The 17,676-nt window shown below is 71.4% G+C and carries 15 protein-coding genes; 7 read left to right on the forward strand and 8 right to left on the reverse strand.

From position 1 onward, the window contains the following. Nucleotide 1: 1 nt before the first annotated feature. From AB6V31_RS14840 to AB6V31_RS14855, 4 genes are all read right to left on the reverse strand, one after another. On the reverse strand, nt 2-1,453 hold the full coding sequence (locus AB6V31_RS14840; RefSeq protein ID WP_369366563.1) for an L-fuculokinase: 1,452 nt from the start codon (nt 1,451-1,453) through the stop codon (nt 2-4). Beyond that, nucleotides 1,450-2,487, reverse strand: coding sequence for a hypothetical protein (locus AB6V31_RS14845; RefSeq protein WP_369366565.1), 1,038 nt, complete (start codon nt 2,485-2,487; stop codon nt 1,450-1,452). Before AB6V31_RS14845 ends, AB6V31_RS14840 begins: the two co-directional genes overlap by 4 nt. After that, the gene (locus AB6V31_RS14850; RefSeq protein ID WP_056224168.1) at nt 2,484-3,560 is read right to left on the reverse strand and encodes a LacI family DNA-binding transcriptional regulator; all 1,077 of its coding nucleotides are present in this window, start codon (nt 3,558-3,560) and stop codon (nt 2,484-2,486) included. The genes AB6V31_RS14845 and AB6V31_RS14850 overlap by 4 nt, the downstream gene beginning before the upstream one ends. An 86-nt stretch (nt 3,561-3,646) precedes the next feature. Further along, nucleotides 3,647-4,678 (reverse strand): aldose 1-epimerase family protein, encoded by a 1,032-nt coding sequence (locus tag AB6V31_RS14855; RefSeq protein WP_369366567.1) that lies wholly within the window; start codon nt 4,676-4,678, stop codon nt 3,647-3,649. 95 nt (nt 4,679-4,773) lie between these two features. On the opposite strand from AB6V31_RS14855, the gene AB6V31_RS14860 reads away from it, so the two are divergent. From AB6V31_RS14860 to AB6V31_RS14890, 7 genes are all read left to right on the forward strand, one after another. After that, nucleotides 4,774-5,628 (forward strand): class I fructose-bisphosphate aldolase, encoded by an 855-nt coding sequence (locus AB6V31_RS14860; protein WP_369366569.1) that lies wholly within the window; start codon nt 4,774-4,776, stop codon nt 5,626-5,628. Beyond that, nucleotides 5,625-6,779, forward strand: a complete 1,155-nt coding sequence (locus AB6V31_RS14865) for a Gfo/Idh/MocA family protein (protein WP_369366571.1) — start codon at nt 5,625-5,627, stop codon at nt 6,777-6,779. The genes AB6V31_RS14860 and AB6V31_RS14865 overlap by 4 nt, the downstream gene beginning before the upstream one ends. Nucleotides 6,780-6,891: 112 nt before the next feature. Next, nucleotides 6,892-7,887, forward strand: coding sequence for a LacI family DNA-binding transcriptional regulator (locus AB6V31_RS14870; RefSeq protein ID WP_369366572.1), 996 nt, complete (start codon nt 6,892-6,894; stop codon nt 7,885-7,887). Between the two features lie 106 nt (nt 7,888-7,993). Continuing rightward, nucleotides 7,994-8,896 (forward strand): SDR family oxidoreductase, encoded by a 903-nt coding sequence (locus AB6V31_RS14875; RefSeq protein WP_056224178.1) that lies wholly within the window; start codon nt 7,994-7,996, stop codon nt 8,894-8,896. 143 nt (nt 8,897-9,039) lie between these two features. Beyond that, entirely contained in the window at nt 9,040-10,434 is a 1,395-nt protein-coding gene (locus tag AB6V31_RS14880; protein WP_369366575.1) for an alpha/beta fold hydrolase, read from the forward strand. Then, nucleotides 10,431-11,984: a GMC family oxidoreductase gene (locus tag AB6V31_RS14885; RefSeq protein ID WP_369366576.1), complete on the forward strand. Its 1,554-nt coding sequence runs from the start codon at nt 10,431-10,433 to the stop codon at nt 11,982-11,984. The genes AB6V31_RS14880 and AB6V31_RS14885 overlap by 4 nt, the downstream gene beginning before the upstream one ends. A gap of 157 nt (nt 11,985-12,141) precedes the next feature. Next, complete coding sequence (locus tag AB6V31_RS14890) at nt 12,142-12,486, forward strand: LysR family transcriptional regulator (RefSeq protein WP_144785893.1); 345 nt, start codon at nt 12,142-12,144, stop codon at nt 12,484-12,486. Nucleotides 12,487-12,609: 123 nt separating this feature from the next. Here the strand turns inward: AB6V31_RS14890 and abc-f are convergent, their stop codons facing one another. The 4 genes from abc-f to AB6V31_RS14910 all read right to left on the reverse strand — a co-directional run bounded on the left by abc-f (nt 12,610) and on the right by AB6V31_RS14910 (nt 17,632). Then, on the reverse strand, nt 12,610-14,250 hold the full coding sequence (abc-f, locus tag AB6V31_RS14895; RefSeq protein ID WP_369366578.1) for a ribosomal protection-like ABC-F family protein: 1,641 nt from the start codon (nt 14,248-14,250) through the stop codon (nt 12,610-12,612). A gap of 173 nt (nt 14,251-14,423) precedes the next feature. Continuing rightward, nucleotides 14,424-15,353 (reverse strand): site-specific tyrosine recombinase XerD, encoded by a 930-nt coding sequence (xerD, locus tag AB6V31_RS14900; RefSeq protein ID WP_369366580.1) that lies wholly within the window; start codon nt 15,351-15,353, stop codon nt 14,424-14,426. 1 nt (nt 15,354) lies between these two features. Next, nucleotides 15,355-15,933 (reverse strand): NUDIX hydrolase, encoded by a 579-nt coding sequence (locus tag AB6V31_RS14905; protein ID WP_074695208.1) that lies wholly within the window; start codon nt 15,931-15,933, stop codon nt 15,355-15,357. A gap of 1 nt (nt 15,934) precedes the next feature. Next, the gene (locus AB6V31_RS14910) at nt 15,935-17,632 is read right to left on the reverse strand and encodes a CTP synthase (RefSeq protein ID WP_369366601.1); all 1,698 of its coding nucleotides are present in this window, start codon (nt 17,630-17,632) and stop codon (nt 15,935-15,937) included. Nucleotides 17,633-17,676: the final 44 nt, after the last annotated feature.

Here is a 17,676-nt window from a genome sequence, read left to right on the forward strand (position 1 = left end):
GTCAGCTCCTTTCAGGGGTGGGGGTGAGAGAGGCGAGCACGGCGGAACGGCGCTCCGCCGGGTCGAGCGATGACGAGAGGAAGGTGTCCGCGACGTTCGCGAAGGTTCCGGATGCCGTGCCCTCGACCGACCGCGCGGCGAAGGCGGCGAAGAGCGCGGCGCCGTAGGCCGTGCCCTCGTCGTGGGTCGAGACGGTGACCTCGGGTAGCAGCGCGGAGCGCGAACGCACGACGGACGCCATGGTCGACCAGCCACCGGTGAGCACCGTCGAGGTGGGAGGGGTCACTTCGCGGTCCATCGCAGACATGCACTCGGCGAGCATGTCGTTGCCGTGGCGCAGGCTCGCCGCGAACAGCTCGGCGGGGCTGAGCCCGTCGCTCTGCGCGACGATGTTCAGCACGCCGTCGTCGTTGCGCGCGCCCGAGACCTCCAGGCCTCCGTCGGCAAGAGTCCCGTCAACGGGAAGAGCGAGAGCCTCGTCGTCGATGCGGGCCCGCCCCACGGCATCCGTGATGCCGAGCAGCTGCAGCACGCGCCGCATGAGCAGGCCCGACTTCGTGCCCGCCAGCAGGACGTACTTGCCGGGGATGACGTGGCGCACGCAGTTGATGCCGGCGTGGGCCAGACGCTCGCGCGCATCGAAGGGAAGGGTGTCGTCGAGCACCCGCACGAGCGCCTCTGCGGTGCCCATCGAGTCGTAGAGCTGACCGGTGTGCGTGGCGCCGACGGCGACCGCCGAGACGAGGTGGTCGTGGCCGGCGACGGTGAGGGCGGCGCCGCGGAAGCCCGCCGGCATGTCGAGGTCGGCGAGGGTGCCGACCGGCTCCCCCGCGCTGACGAGGGTGCCGAGGATCGACTCGTCGACGCCGAGCACGTCGAGGGCGGCCTGCCAGGGGGTGCTGTCGTCCTGGTCGATGAGGCCGGTGCGCGAGACGAGCGAGTACTCCGCGACGCGGGGGCCGCCGAGCGCGTGCACGACGAACTCGGGGACGTTCAGGAACGTGGTTCCCGCGAGCGGGATACCCTCGTCGCGCAGGTGCAGCAGCTTGGCGATGGATGCCAGGGGTCCGACCGGCAGTCCGGTGCGGCCGGGGAACTCGGCGCGGAAGGAATCGGGCGTCGCCATGATCTGCGCCGCCCCGCGGGGGTCGAACCACGCCATGATCGGCGCGAGGGCCGCGCCTCGCTCGTCGAGCAGGACGCCGGCTTCGGCCATGCCCGAGACCCCGAGCGCGACGATGCGGTAGCCCTCATCGAGGCGCGCATCGGCCTCGGCGGCGAGGTCGCGCACGACGGCGACGGCCTCCGCTGCGGTCATCTCGGCCTGACCGTGGTCGAGGTTGGTCCACGGCGACCGGCGGCTCACGACGAGCACCTGACGTCCCTCGGGGGTGGCGACGAGCAGCTTGGTGCTCGTCGAGCCCATGTCGACGCCGACGACGTAATCGCTCATCGCACGTCACCGCCGCGGAGGGTTCCGGGCCAGCCGGCGCCGGGGGCGGCGACGAGGATCTCGGCTCCGCCCGTGAGGCGCCAGGCACCGAAGGCGTGCGGCACGGCGTAGACCTGTCCGCGCTCGACGTCGACCCGGCCGGCATCCGACACCAGGGCGCCCGCGCCCTCGCGCACCAGGACGACCGAGAAGCCGGCCGCGTGCGCCACCGTGTCTCCCGCGGCGTCGAAGAGGCGGAAGTAGGGGTCCGCGGCATCCGGCAACAGGGAGCGGAAAGCGGGTCCGGCCGGGGTCGTGCCGGAGGTACTGACCAGGGCGTCGAGGGCCGCGGCGTCGAGCTTCTCGGTCGACACCGCGGGCATGACGGCATCGAAGCCCAGGTCGAGGTGCGACTCCTCGCGCGTCGAGGTCGTGACCGACCACTCCAGCAGGATCGAGAAGTCGGTGGGTTCCTGCACCTCGGCGACGAAGATGCCGCCGTCGATCGCGTGCACGGTGCCGGCGGGCACGAGCACCCCCATGCCCGGGCGCACGACGACGCGGTTCATGTGGGCGAGCATCCACTCGCTGTCCTGCGCGTCGCGGCGGCGGTCGAGTTCGTCGCGGTCGACGCTCTCGTTCCAGCCGACGTGGACGGCGCAGTCGTCCTCGGTCTCGAGCACGTACCAGGCCTCGGTCTTGCCGTACGGGCAGTCGAGGTGGGCGCTCGCGAACCCGCGGTCGGGGTGCACGTGGACGGGAAGGCGCTGCCGGGCGTCGAGGAGCTTGACCAGGATGCCGAGGTCGGCGGCATCCCGTCCGCTGCGCGCTCCCACCCACGCGGCGCGATCCGCGGTCACGAGGTCGCGCAGGAACCCCCCGCTGTCGGTGACGGCGAGACCGATCTCGTCGGAGCCGAAGCGCGAGACGGTCGAGCCGAGCCACTCCTCGGGCTGACGGTCGGTCTCGGGCACGATGCCGCGGAGGGCGGCGATGCGGTCGCCTCCGCGGTAGAAGTGCTGCACGGGATTGGGGGGCAGCAGGACGGGCTTCATCGCGTCGCTCCGATCGGGTCGAGGGGAAGGGCGGGGGCGATCTCGCCCGAGCCGCGGGGCACGAGACGCGTGGGCACGACCGTTCGGCTCGGAGCGTCGTCCGGGTGCTGGGCCAGGTGCCGGAGGCGGTGGAAGGCCGCCGCGCCGAGCAGACGGGGATCGTGATCGACATAGGAGATCCCGGGTTCGAGCACCTCGGCGAGGGTGAAGTCCCCGAACGAGATGAGCGCGGGCATCCGGAGCCCCCGCGCGCGGATCGCGCGCACGGTCGCGATGGCCGCGAGGCTCGTCGCGCACAGCAGGGCGGTGGGGGCGTCCACGCGTTCGAGCAGGGGCGAGGCTTCGGCCGCCTCCCCCGCGCGGAAGCGCTCGTGCGAGATCACGAGTGAGGGGTCGAAGGCCACGCCGGCCGCTTCGAGCGCCGCGCGGTATCCGGCGAGGCGATCGCTGACGGTGGGGTAGGGAACGTCCTCGCCCATGAAGGCGATCCGGCGGTGGCCGTGCGACAGGAGGGCGGCCGTCGCTTCGGCCGCCGCCCCGAAATCGTCGATGACGACCGCGTCGATCCCCGAGCGCACGCGGTCGACTGTCACCACGGGGCACCTGTTGCGGAGCCCCGCGAGGACCGCGGCGGGTACGGCGACGGGGGCGACCACGAGACCGGCGAGGCGGCGTCCGGTCAGGCGGTCGAGCTGGGCCGTCTCGCGCGCGGCGTCGTAGCCGGTGCTGGCGAAGATCACACTCAGGCCCTCGGCGATCGCGAGCTCCTCGACCACGCTGACGAAGGCGGCGAAGAAGGGGTCGCTGATCGCGTCGATCAGGATGCCGATCGTGTCGGCCTCGCGACGCTTGAGCTCCCGGGCGCTGCGGTCGGGCACGAAGCCGAGGTCGCGCACGGTCTGCATGACCTTGTCGCGGGTGACGGGGAGCACCCCCGTCTCGTCGTTGATGACCCGGGACACGGTCTTGGGGCTCACACCCGCAGCCATCGCGACGTCGATGAGGCGAGCGCGCGGGCGGGCCGGCGCGGCCTCGGCGACCGCGGCGGCGGCCACCCGTTCATCGTGCGTCATCGCATCCTCGACATCGTTGTCATTTCGGATCGGATCCCTCGGGCGGGCTCCGATGGAGTCATCCTGCGGTCAGCCGGACAACGTTGTCAAGTCTCAGATCGATTACGGATGACATCGATGTCGAGACCGAGCTCCCACGACGCACCGGGGGCGAGCACGCGCAGCAGCCCCGCTTCCCGCGCGGCGGCACGGCCGTGGATCGTCGCCGCCGTCGCCGGCTCGACGCCCAGCACGAGACCGTCGTCCTGTGCCACGCGCCACTGGAACATCGCCGGCAGCACCGTGGTGTCGAACGAGATCCGGATGCCGAGCCCCGACGCCGCGATCACCTCGGCACTCACCCGTCGATCGCTCGGCAGCTCGTGGCGGAACACCTGTTCGGGGTAGTCCGCGACCGGTTCGGGGAACTCCGCCCACCCGTCGAGCCCCGCCTCGGCCGCCGCGTCGCGGGGTTCGACGCGGTCCGCGGGCGAGCGCAGCACGGTGCCCGCGTCGACCAGCGGCCAGCCGAGGTTGACGTGGTAGAGCACCATCGGCTCCACCACCCGCGACCCGCGATTGACGATCTCGTCGCGCAGCTCGATCCGCCCCGCGCCCAGCGGCACGCGCAGGCGCCGTCGCAGCTCCAAGTGGGCGCCGAGCACCGTCGCCTCGACGACGGTGGCCTCGACCACCACGGCATCCGCCCGCGCCTCCGCCCGGGTGACGGATGCCGACAGCCCGCTGAACCGCCCGTGCTGGGGATGCTCCCCCTCGGCGTCGACCGACGGCGGGCCGAACGACAGCAGGCCGCAGGTGGTCACGAGTCCCCCGCCGAACGACGCCCCGAACCCCGCGGCGCCGGGGCGCGGCCATCCCGTCGGCGACACCCAGGCCAAGGGCACGCCGCGGTGCCGCACCTGCCCGAGGTCGAGTCCGCGGTCGGGCAGCAGCTCGATGTCGAGGTCGCCCGCGATCACTCGGAGTCGCCGGGTTCCGGCATCCGGTCCATCGCTGCGCACCGATGCCTCGACCGCGGCGACCTGCGCCGCGGAGCCCGAGCGCCGCAGCGCCTCGTCGATCGATCGTCCGTACAGCTCGCCCATGAGCCCCGCCTTCCTCGCCGTTGCGACGCTCACGCTACCAATGTTTGACAACGTTGTCTTGCGAACCGCATACTGACCGTCGAGCGCAGAGCCGCGCCCCGATACGACGCTTCGGAGACCCACACCCCATGTCGAAACCCCGCCTCAATCGCCTCTTCAACGCCCGATCCGGTCGCGCGTTCGATGTCGCCGTCGACCACGGCGCGTTCCACGAGCACACCTTCCTCACCGGCATCGAAGACATGGCGAAGACCGTCGCGACGCTCGTCGACGCCGGCCCCGACGCCGTGCAGCTCACCCTCGGCCAGGCCCCGCTGCTGCAGGCGTTCCCCGGCAAGCAGAAGCCCGGACTCGTGCTGCGCACCGACATCGCCAACGTCTACGGCGATCCCCTCGAAACCCCGCTGCACAGCATCCACGTTCCGGATGCCATCGAAGTGGCCGTGCGTCTCGACGCCGTGGCCGTGTGCGTCAACCTCCTCGACCTCCCCGGCGAGCCGCAGGTGCGCGAGCAGTGCATCCGCTCGATCTTGGCCCTCCGCACAGACGCCGAGAAGTACGGGATGCCGCTCATGATCGAGCCCCTCGTCATGCAGACCAAGCCCGGCTCGGGCGGATACGGGGTCGACGGCGACACCGCCAAGGTGATCACGCTCGTCCGCCAGGCGCGCGAGCTCGGCGCCGACCTCATCAAGGCCGACCCCACCGACGACATCACCGAGTACCACCGGGTCATCCAGGCCGCCGGCGACACCCCGCTGCTGGTCCGCGGCGGCGGGCGCGTCGACGACCGCACACTGCTCGAGCGTACGCAGGCCGTCCTCGAGCAGGGCGCGCGCGGCATCGTCTACGGACGCAACGTCATCCAGCACCACGACCCCGCCGGCATCACGGCCGCGCTCATGGCCGTCGTGCACGACGACGCCTCGGTCGACGAGGCTCTCGCCCTCATCGGCGCCCCCGTGGAAGGAGACCGCGCATGACCGGCAAGAAGATCGGCGTCGGCATCATCGGCGGCGGCCTCATGGGCCGCGAAATCGCGGCGGCGCTGCGACGCTGGCCCGCCCTGATCGACCACCCGGCCGAGCCCGAGCTCGTCGCCGTCTGCGACATCAACCCCGCGGCGCTGGAGTTCTTCGAGCGCATCGACACGGTGCAGCTGACCACGACCGACCACCACGAGCTGCTCGCCGACCCCCGCGTCGACGTCGTCTACATCGCGGTCCGCCACGACCTGCACGAGCGTCTCTACGTCGACACCGTGCGCGCGGGCAAGGCACTGCTGGCCGAGAAACCGTTCGGCATCGACCGCGCCGCCGCCGACGCTGTCGTGGCCGCGATCGAGGAGAACCCTCAGTCGTTCGTGCGCGTCTCGAGCGAGATGCCGTTCTTCCCCGGTGCTCAGTGGGCGGTCGACTACGTACGCGCGGGCGGTCTTGGCCGCATCGTCGAGGCGAAATGCACCTTCCTGCACTCCAGCGACATCGACGTGAACAAGCCCCTCAACTGGAAGCGGCAGAAGCAGTTCTGCGGCGATGCGGGAGTGCTCAACGACCTCGGCATGCACACGTGGCACGTGCCGCTGCGGCTGGGGTGGGCGCCCGAGAAGGTCGTCGGCATCCTGCAGGACATCGTCACCGAGCGCCCCGGTCCCGACGGGTCGCCGCAGCCGTGCGACACGTGGGACAACGCCGTGATCCACTCGTGGTCGCGCCACGACGGCGCCCCCTTCCCCCTCACCACCGAGACCAAGCGCATCGCGCCGGGGCAGAAGAACACGTGGGAGTTCGAGGCCATCGGCATGTCGGGCGGCGTGCGCTTCAGCACCAAGAACCCCAAGCAGGTCGAGGTGTTCGCCTTCGTCGACGTGCCCGGTGTCGGCCGCGAGCAGAGCTGGCAGAGCGTGGATGCCGGGAGCCAGTCCGTCTGGCCGACGGTGACCGGTCCCAACTTCGAGTCGGGCTTCTCCGACGCCATCCTGCAGATGTGGGCGGCCTTCCTCGCCGAATACCAGGGCGAGCTGGGCGACGGATTCGGCTGCGTGCGCCCCGAAGAGGCGGCGCTCACCCACCGCCTGTTCGCGGCCGCGATCGCCTCCCACGAGACGGGCGCGCTGGTCGCCCCCGAGGCCTGATCACGTGACGCGGGGCCCGGACGCGCCACCGGGCCCCGCGTCGCCGGTTCGAGGCGGGCGCACTCCCTATGCTCGGAGGATGCCGTCGCTTCACGGCAGCACGAGGAGACGCATGCGCAAGACCGGTCGGCCCACGATGATCGACGTCGCCGCCGACGCCGGAGTCAGCCTGAAGACCGTCTCCCGGGTCGTGAACGGGGAGTCGGGCGTCGACCCGGCCATGATCGAGCGAGTGCGCGCCGCGGTCGCGCGGCTCGGGTACCACCGCAACTCCCTCGCCGCGAGCCTGCGCTCGGGCAACCGGGACACGATCGGCTTCGTCGCCGCCGACCTCTCGAACACCTTCTACATGGCCGTCGCCGCCGCCGTCTCGACGATCGCCACGCGAGAGCGCATGCACCTGGTCATGGCATCCAGCGAAGAGGATGCCGACCTGGAACGCACCCTCGCCCTCGATCTCTGCCAGCGCCAGATCGGCGGCCTCATCGTCGTCCCCACCGCCACCGATCACTCCTACCTGTCCCGCGAGGTCGAGCTCGGGACGCCCGTCGTCTTCCTCGACCGCCCCGGCAGCGGGGTACCGGCCGATGCCATCCTTCTCGACAACCGGGGAGGCGCTCGCGACGCCGTCGCTGAGCTCCTCGCGGCCGGACACCGTCGTACCGCCGTGCTGCTCGACTCCCCCGAGATCTTCACCATGGTCGAGCGCCTCGCCGGAGCACGTGAGGCCTTCGCCGCGGCCGGAACGCCCCTTGATCCCGCGCTGGTCGTGGACGGCCTCCACACCCCCGCCGTCGCGCGCGACGCCGTGCATCGGCTGCTCGACTCCGCCGACCCGCCGACGGCGGTCTTCTGCGCCAACAACCGCGTCACGATCGGTGCCCTGGAGGCGATCCTGCCCCGCGGAGCAGAGATCGCGATCGCGGGCTTCGACGACTTCGAGCTCTCGCGACTCCTGCCTCGTCGCATCCGCATCGTCGACTACGACGTCACCGAGCTCGGCACGCGCGCGGCCGAGACGCTGCTGGCGAGGGGCGCCGACCCCGCGACCGGCTCTCACACGCACCTCGTTCCGACGCGCCTCGTCGACCGGGGCGGAGTGTCCTGACCATCGAACACTCCCGTCTCCGCGCCGGCTCCCGCGGTCCGAGCGTGGCTGCCCCGCTCCCGTCAAGGCCGCGCCCCGCGCGGCGGCCCCTGCTTACCGTCGAGGCATGACCTCCGATCGCGATCAGTTCACCTTCGACAATCCCGTCACCCGTTACGCCCGCGTCGAGCCGCCCCTGCAGCACCAGCCCGAGCCCGGCGTTCAAGCCGATATGAGTCCGGTGCCCGATCTGGGTGAGAAGACCTACCGCGGGCTCGGCCGCCTGGTCGGCCGCAAGGCGCTCATCACCGGGGGCGACTCCGGGATCGGCGGGGCCGTGGCGATCGCCTTCGCGCGCGAGGGTGCCGACGTCGCCATCGTGCACCTGCCCGACGAGCAGCGCGATGCCGACCACATCCTCGAGCAGATCCGGGATGCCGGCCGTACCGGCGTCTCGATCGCGACCGACATCACCGATCCCGGCGCGTGCCGCGAGCTCGTCGCCCGCGCCGCCGAGGCGCTCGACGGCCTCGACATCGTCGTGAACAACGCCGGCAAGCAGGTGATGGTCGAGAAGGTCGACGACCTCTCGGACGAACAGTTCGAGCAGACGTTCCGCACCAACGTGTTCGCGCCGTTCTGGATCACCAAGGCGGCCCTCGCCCATCTGCCGGAAGGTGGCACGATCATCAACACCGCGTCCCTCGAGGCGTACGTGCCGGCGCCCGACCGCCTCGATTACGCCGCGACCAAGGCCGCGATCAACAACCTCTCGAAGGGCCTGGCGCAGCAGCTCGCGTCACGCGGCATCCGGGTCAACGTCGTCGCACCGGGACCCACCTGGTCGGCGCTGCAGGTGAGTCAGGGCGTCTCCGACGACCAGATGGAGCACTTCGACGACGAGAGCACCTACCAGCGAGCAGGCCAGCCGGCCGAGATCGCGCCGGCCTTCGTCTTCCTCGCCTCCGCGGAGTCGAGCTACGTCTCGGGAGAGACCCTCAACGTCAACGGCGGCATGGTCACTCCGTAAGCCGACCACGCGCATCGCCCCGGTCCGTCGCGCACGGCCGGGGCGATCGTCGTCCCAGGGACGGGCCACAGCGCACGCTTGCGCAAAACGTCCCGTTCCGCAACCGACCCGTTCCGGGGCCTCCCGTACGCGAGCGTGAGTGCATGCCCACCGACAACGCCTCCGCCGCCAGCGGGGCGCCCCTCACCCTGTACCTCCTCCACGCGCTGGGAGCGAGCTCCGGCTCCTTCGACCGCCTCGCTGAGAAGCTCGATGACGACGTGCGGGTGCAGGGCATCGACCTCCCCGGGTTCGGCTCCGCCGCGAGCGCCCCCGACGCCACCCTCGACGAGACCGTCGAGCACGTCCTCCGCCACCTCGCCGGCCACGCGAACGGTCCGTGGATGCTCGGCGGCCACAGCATGGGCGGCAAGATCGCCGCGCTCGTGGCCGCGCGCGTCCTGCGCGGAGACGCTCCGCTGTTCGGACTCCGCGGCATGGTGCTCATGGCTCCCTCGCCGCCGCGTCCCGAACCCATGGACGAGGAGCGCCGTGAGCGGATGCTCTCGTGGGTCGACGGCGGGGCGATCTCGGAGCAGGATGCCGAGACCTTCATCGATCAGAACACCGCGGAGCCCCTCGATGCCGGGGCGCATTCCCTCGCCCTCGCGGATCTTCGTCGCACGTCGCCCACCGCGTGGCGCGCCTGGCTCGAGACGGGAAGTCGCGTCGACGCCACCGCCGAGGTGCAGACCCTCGATATCCCCGTGCTCGTGCTCGCCGGGACCGACGACGCGGACCTCGGGGCCGCCGCCCAGCCGGAGCTGCTCGCCTCGGTCTACCCCCGCGCGCGTTTCACGACCTTCCCCGACACCGGGCACATGATCCCCCTCGAACGTCCCGCCGAGGCCGCTGCGGCGATCTCCCGCTTCATCGCCGACGAGGTGCGGGTCGGTCCGGTGGTGCCGGACGACTGGGCCCGGCTGATCGCCGGCGATCGTGTCGATGCCCGGGTGCGCGGCATCCTGGCTCGACGATCCCTGCCCGACGACCGCGGCTACGCCCCCGCGGTGCTGGACCTGGCGCAGCTGACGCTGCTCCGCGAGATCGCCGACCTCGTGGTGCCCCAGGACGGACCGGCGATCGACATCGCCGGACGCGTCGACGCTCAGCTCGCGCGCGGCGAGGGTGACGGTTGGCGTCACGCCGACCTGCCCATCGACGCCGAGGCGTATCGCACCGGTCTCGATCAGATGGCCGCCACGTGGCCCACCGACCCGGTGGAGCGTGCCGAGACCTTCCGCGCCGCCGTCGAGGGAGAGGCGGATGCCGAGGGCCCCTTCGACGCCGCCCAGCTGAAGGCGTGGCTCGAGGACGTGCGCAACGACCTCGTCCGTCAGTGGCTCGCCCACCCCGCGAGCATGGCGCGCGTCGGCTACGACGGGTTCGCCACCGGAGGCCGCCCCATCCGCGGATTCGTCGAGTTGCGCCTGGGGCGCCGCGAAGACTGGGAGCCGGCGAACGTCGGCGGCACGATCGCGACGGGAGACGCGGCATGAACCTCGAAGCGATGCGCACCTTCACCGACGACGAGATCGTCGACGTGGTGGTGATCGGAACCGGCGCCGGCGGCGCACCCCTGACCGCCGAACTCGCGCGGAAGGGTCTCACGGTGGTCGCTCTCGAGGCCGGGCGGCACTTCTCGCTCGACGACCTCACGCCCGATGAGACCGAGGCCGTCGAAATCAATTGGATGTCGGAGCGCCTCAGCGGCGGTGACGACCCGACCGCGTTCGGCCCGAACAACAGCGGGCGCGGCGTCGGCGGCTCGATGCTGCACTGGGGGGCGTTCACCCCGCGCCCCGATCGACGCGACCTCGCACTGAAGACCGAATCGGGCGTCGGCCGCGACTGGCCGATCGATCCTGACGAGTTGCTGTCGTACGTCGAGCGCGTCGAGGGCGACATCGGCGTCTCGGGTCCGTCCCCCTATCCGTGGGATCCCAGCCGTACCTACGCCTACGCGCCGGCGAAGCGCAATGCTCCCGCGAACCTCGTGGCCAAGGGCTGCGACGCCCTCGGCGTGCGCTGGGCCGACGCCCCGGCCGCCGTTCTCACCCGCGCCCGCCTGCAGGACCACCACGGCGAGCGCGGGGCGTGCGTCAACTGCGGCGAGTGCCATCAGGGATGCCGGGTGGATGCCAAGGCGTCCACCGCCAACACGTACCTGCCCGCGGCCGTGGCATCCGGTGCCGAGATCCGCAGCGAGGCGATGGTGCACGGCATCGAGCTCGACGCCCGCGGCCACGTCGAGGCCGTCGTCTACCGCACGGACGGCGTCGATCGTCGTCAGCGCTGCCGCGCCCTCGTGCTCGCCGGCGGCGGTGTCGAAACGCCGCGCCTGCTGCTGCACACGGGCTTGGCCAACGACAACGGTCAGGTGGGCCGCAACTTCCTCGCGCACGGCGCGACGCAGGTGTGGGGCCGGTTCGACGAGCCGGTGCGCGGGCACCGCGGGTACCCCTCGTCGCTCATCAGCGAAGACATGATGCGCCCGGCCGACGCCGACTTCGCCGGCGGATACCTCGTGCAGAGCCTCGGGGTCATGCCGTTGACGTTCTCGACCACCCTCGTGCGCGGCGGCGGCCTGTGGGGCCCCGAGCTCCTGCAGCGACTCGATCAGGCGCGGTTCATGGCCGGCATCGGCATCAACGCCGACTGCCTCCCGTCCGACGACAACCGCCTCGAGCTGGTCGACGAGCTCGACGAGTTCGGCATCCCGCGCGCTCGGGTGACGTTCACCGCCGGCGACAACGAGAAGGCGATCGACAAGCACGCGACGGCCTTCATGCTGCGCGTGATGGAGGCCGCCGGGGCGCGCGAGACGATGGTCCTCGCCCGCACCGCGCACACGATCGGCACGTGCCGCATGTCGACCGACCCGTCCGACGGCGTGGTCGATGCCGACGGCCGTTCGCACGAGATCCCGAACCTCTGGATCTGCGACAACTCGGTCTTCCCCTCGGCGATCGCCGCCAACCCCGCGCTGACGATCATGGCCCTCTCGCTGCGCACCGCGGACCGCTTCCTCGCCTCCACCGCCGCCTGAGTGGCGTCGTCCGTCCCGCCGCGCGCAGGTGCGGCGGGACGGTGACGCGCGTCCAGGTCCCCCGGTCCGCGCTCCAGACGGCTCAGGAGCGGCACCCGTGTCCGCATGCTGAGCGGCCCGGTCCGCTCCGCGCGTCGAACACGGGAGAATGGATGCCATGAAGCTCGAGCACCTCGTCCGGTTCGCCGCCCTCGCTGAGGAGCTGCACTTCCCGCGCGCGGCCGAGAAGCTGCGCATCCCCCTCGCCTCGCTGTACACGACCGTCGACAAGCTCGAGGAGCAGGTGGGGCAGCCGCTCATCTCGCGCACCCCGCCGACGCAGCTCACCCCGGCCGGCCGCCTGCTGCTCGAAGAAGCCCACCTCCGCATCGCGGATGCGCCTCCCGCCGCGCCGCGGCAGAAGGCCCCCGGCGGCGGCAAGGCGAAAGCCAACAAGGGCAAGGGCCGCGCCCCGATCGTGAAGGGCGAGCCGAAGCCCTACAAGAAGCGCCAGGGCCGCTGACCCCACCGTTCCCCGCCGCCCCCACACGCGATAAACGCTGATAGTGGCGAGACTCTCTGCGACACAGCGTGTCTCGACAGAATCCGCGTTTATCGAGCGACGGGTGCGCCCCGCGCCGCTCGCCTAGAGCTCGGTCACGACCCCGGCTTCCACGCGCCAGCGGCGGTCCGTCTGCACCGCGGCGAGCATCCGCCGGTCGTGCGTGACGAGCAGCAGCGTGCCGGTGTACGACTCGAGCGCCTGCTCGAGCTGCTCGATCGCCGGCAGGTCGAGGTGGTTCGTCGGCTCGTCGAGCACGAGGACGTTGACGCCCCGCGCCTGCAGCAGGGCGAGTCCCGCGCGCGTGCGCTCGCCCGGCGAGAGCTCATCGACCGGGCGGGTGACGTGATCGGCCTTGAGCCCGAACTTCGCCAGCAGCGTCCGCACCTCACCGGCGTTCATCTCCGGCACGAAGCCCTCGAACGTCTCGGCCAGCGCACGCCCGCCGACCAGCAGCGACCGCGACTGGTCGATCTCGCCGATCGCGACGCTCGAGCCCAGCGAGGCCGATCCCTCGTCAGGGCTCTGACGGCCGAGGATGCCGCGCAGCAGGGTCGACTTGCCGGCGCCGTTCGGCCCGGTGATGCCGATCCGCTCGCCCGCGTTGACCTGCAGCGACACCGGCCCGAGGGTGAAGTCGCCCTGGCGGAAGACCGCCCCCGACAGCGTCGACACGACCGAGCTCGAGCGCGGCGCCGATCCGATCGTGAATTCGAGTTGCCACTCCTTGCGCGGCTCCTCGACCTCGTCGAGGCGGGCGATGCGGCTCTCCATCTGACGCACCTTCTGCGCCTGCTTCTCGCTCGATTCCGTCGCGGCCTTGCGGCGGATCTTGTCGTTGTCGGGCGACTTCTTCATGGCGTTGCGCACGCCCTGGCTCGACCACTCGCGCTGCGTCCGAGCACGCGAGACCAGGTCGGCCTTCGTGTCGGCGTATTCCTCGTACTTCTCACGCGCCTGGCGGCGCAGGGTCGCGCGCTCCTCGAGGTAGGCGTCGTACCCACCGCCGTAGACACGGTGGGAGTTCTGCGCGAGGTCGAGCTCGAGCACGCGGGTCACCGAGCGGGCGAGGAACTCCCGGTCGTGGCTGACCAGCACGACACCGCCGCGGAGCCCTTTCACGAAGGTCTCGAGTCGCTCGAGCCCGTCGAGGTCGAGGTCGTTGGTCGGCTCGTCGAGAAGCGCGATGTCGAAGCGCGACAGCAGCAGGGCCGCCAACCCCACGCGCGCCGCCTGGCCTCCGGAGAGACCCGTCATCTCGGCATCCGGTCCCACCTCCAGACCCAGGTCGGCGAGCACGATCGGCATCCGCTCGTCGAGGTCGGCGGCGCCGCTGGCGAGCCACCGCTCGAGGGCCGTGGCGTAGGCGTCGTCCGCCCCCACGACCGACGCATCGCCGAGCGCCGCCGCCGTGGCATCCATCTCCCGCGTCGCCTCCGCGCACCCGGTGCGGCGGGCGATGTACTGCGCGACGGTCTCTCCCGCGACGCGCTCGTGCTCCTGCGGGAGCCAACCGACGAAGGCGTCGCTGGGCGCGAGGCTGATCGATCCACCCTGCGGCTCGTCGACGCCGGCGAGCAGACGCAGCAGCGTGGACTTGCCCGCTCCGTTCGCCCCGACCACGCCGATCACGTCTCCCGGCGCGACGGTGAGGTCGACGCCGTCGAAGAGCGTGCGGTGTCCGTGGCCCCCGGCGAGGCCCTGCGCGACGAGGGTGGCGGTCATCCCTCTAGTGTCTCAGGGCCGCCGCGCTGTTCACGCCTCCGCCTTCGACGCCTCGAAGACCCCGGATGCCACTCCCTCAGGCGCCGGCCCATGCAGGTCCCCGAGCCCGTCGACGAGACCGGGCGCCGCCGCCCGGGTCCCTGAGCCCGCCGAAGGCACCGGATGCCGTCGCGTCACCGCGCCCGCGGGTGCGAGGTCGCGTACACGTCGCGCAGCGCGTCGACCGACACGTGCGTGTAGATCTGTGTCGTCGACACCGAGGCGTGTCCGAGCAGTTCCTGGACGACGCGCACGTCCGCTCCGCCGTGCAGCAGGTGGGTCGCGAACGAGTGCCGCAGCGTGTGCGGTGAGACGTGGGCGGTGAGCCCCGCCTTCTCGGCGGCGGCCTGGATGATCAACCACGCGCTCTGGCGCGACAGCGGCGCCCCGCGCACGCCGAGGAAGAGCCGCGGTGTCGCCCGTCCCTTCGCGGCGAGCGCGGGGCGCACGCGCGTGAGGTAGGCCTCGACGGCCGCGCGCGCGTACGAGCCGACGGGCACGATCCGCTCCTTGTCGCCCTTGCCGCGCACGCGCAGCAGGTCGCCGTGGGCGGTGTCGTCGACGTCGAGCTGCACGATCTCCGACACGCGGGCACCCGTGGCGTACAGCAGCTCGAGCAGAGCGCGGTCGCGCACGGCCGCCGGCTCCGCGGCGGAGGCGTCTGCCGAACCGGGCGCGGGACCCGCGGCATCCAGCAGCTGATCGACCTGAGCGATCGTGAGGGCCTTCGGCAGGCGGCGCGGAGCCTTGGGCGGGCGCAGTCGGCCGCTAGGGTCGGCATCCACTCGTCCCTCCCGCACGAGGAAGCGGTGCAGCCCCCGCACCGACGACTGCAGCCGCGCCAGCGACGACGAGGCGGGCGGTGGCTCGGCCGAGGCCCGCTCGGCCGCGAAGTCCGCGATCAGAGCGGGTGTCACCGCTTCGACCTCGCCGATGCCACGCTCGCCCAACCAGTCCGTGTAGACGGACAGGTCGCGGCGATACGCGGCCACGGTGTGGTCCGAGAGCCCGCGCTCGAGCGCAACGTGCCGGAGGTAGGTCTCGACCGCGCGCTCGAGCTCCACGTCAGCGGGAGGAGGCCTCGCGGCGCAACACCTCGGCCGCCGCCAGGGCGCCGGTGGCGAGGATGCCGTTGCGCAGGCGTCCCGCGAGCACGCCGTCGATGACCTCGGCCAGCGGCACGCGCTCGAGGCGCATGTCGGACTCCTCGTGTTCGCGCTCGAAGTCGGTCTCGACCGCGCGCAGACCGCGCGCGAGGAAGAGGTGCACGACCTCGTCGTTGCCGCCGGGGGTCGTGTGCATCGACACCAGGTGCTGCCAGCGGTCGGCGGCGAGATCGGCTTCTTCGGTCAGCTCGCGCTTGGCGGTCTCGATCGGCGGCTCCCCCGCGACGTCGAGCAGCCCGGCGGGGATCTCCCAGTCGCGCTCCTTGATGGGGTGGCGGTACTGCTGGATGAGCACGACGCGCTCGTCGTCGTCGATCGCGACGACCGCCGCGGCTCCCGGGTGCTCGACGTACTGGCGGGTCATCTCGCCGTCGCCGTAGCGCACGGTGTCGGAGCGCACGTCCCAGACCGCGCCCTCGTAGACCAGGTCGGTCGAGACGATCTCGAGGTCGACCTTCTCGTCGCGCAGCTCCTCCACGTCAGTCCTCCTCGACGTCGAAGAGCTCGCTCGAGCGGTGACGCTCGAGGGCCGCGCCGACAAGACCGCGGAACAGCGGGTGCGGCTCGGTCGGGCGCGAGCGCAGCTCGGGGTGCGCCTGCGTGGCGATGTAGTACGGGTGCACGTCGCGCGGCAACTCGACGAACTCGACGAGGTCGAGGTCGGGGTTCAGCCCCGAGAACACCAGGCCCGCGTCGCTCAGCTGCTGACGGTAGGCGTTGTTGACCTCGTAGCGGTGACGGTGGCGCTCCGAGATGCTGTTCGAGCCGTACAGGTCGGCCGCGAGCGAGCCCTCCGCGAGCGCGGCGGGGTACAGGCCCAGGCGCATCGTGCCGCCGAGGTCGCCGCTTTCGAGGATGTCGACCTGCTCGGCCATCGTCGCCACGACCGGGTGCGCGGTGTCGGGGTCGAACTCGCTCGACGACGCGCCCTCGAGGCCGGCGACGGTGCGCGCGTACTCGATGACCATGCACTGCAGGCCGAGGCAGATGCCGAGCGTGGGGATGCCCTGCTCGCGTGCGAACCGCAGCGCACCGAGCTTGCCCTCGATGCCGCGGATGCCGAAACCACCGGGGACGATGATGCCGTCGACCGCGCCGAGGGCCTTCGCCGCGCCCTCGGGCGTCTCGCAGAGGTCGGAGGGGATCCACGTGATCTTGACGTGCGTCTCTTGACCAAAGCCGCCGGCCTTGATGGCCTCGGTGACCGAGAGGTACGCGTCGGGCAGGTCGATGTACTTGCCGACGAGTCCGATCGAGACCTCGTGCTTGGGGTTGTGCACGGCCTGGAGCACGCGCTGCCACCGCGACCAGTCGACGTCGCTCGCCTTGTCGAGGTCGAGGGCGTCGACGATGTGACCGTCGAGGCCCTGGTCGTTCAGCATCGAGGGGATGTCGTAGATGCTCGGCACGTCGATCGCGTTGACGACCGCGTCTTCGTCGACATCGCACATGAGCGCGATCTTGCGCTTGTTCGACTCGGTGACGGGGCGGTCGCTGCGCAGAACGAGGGCGTCGGGCTGGATGCCGATCGAGCGCAGGGTCGCGACGGAGTGTTGCGTCGGCTTGGTCTTCTGCTCACCCGAGGCGCCCATGAACGGCACGAGCGAGACGTGCACGAAGAAGACGTTCTTGCGGCCGAGCTCGTGGCGGATCTGACGCGCCGACTCGATGAAGGGCTGCGACTCGATGTCGCCGACGGTTCCGCCGATCTCGGTGATGATGACGTCGGGCTGCGGCTGCTCGCTGGCCTGCAGGCGCATGCGGCGCTTGATCTCGTCGGTGATGTGCGGAATGACCTGCACCGTGTCGCCGAGGTACTCGCCGCGGCGCTCGCGCGCGATGACCTGCGAGTAGATCTGGCCCGTGGTGACGTTGGCCGCCTGGCTGAGCTCGATGTCGAGGAATCGCTCGTAGTGGCCGATGTCGAGATCGGTCTCGGCTCCGTCGTCGGTCACGAAGACCTCGCCGTGCTGGAACGGGTTCATCGTCCCGGGGTCGACGTTCAGGTACGGGTCGAGCTTCTGCATGACGACGCGAAGTCCGCGAGCCGTGAGGAGGTTGCCGAGGCTAGCCGCCGTCAGGCCCTTGCCCAGTGAGGAGACCACGCCTCCGGTGACGAAGATGTGCTTCGTCGTGAAAGTCGTGCCGTCTGAATGTCCCGCGTCCGAAGTCTGCATCACGGGCTTCGATCCTATCAGTCGCGTGTGGGGGTTCGCCTCCG

Origin of the sequence: Microbacterium sp. 16-032 (genome assembly GCF_041079455.1) — a bacterium.
Lineage (GTDB): Bacteria > Actinomycetota > Actinomycetes > Actinomycetales > Microbacteriaceae > Microbacterium > Microbacterium testaceum_A.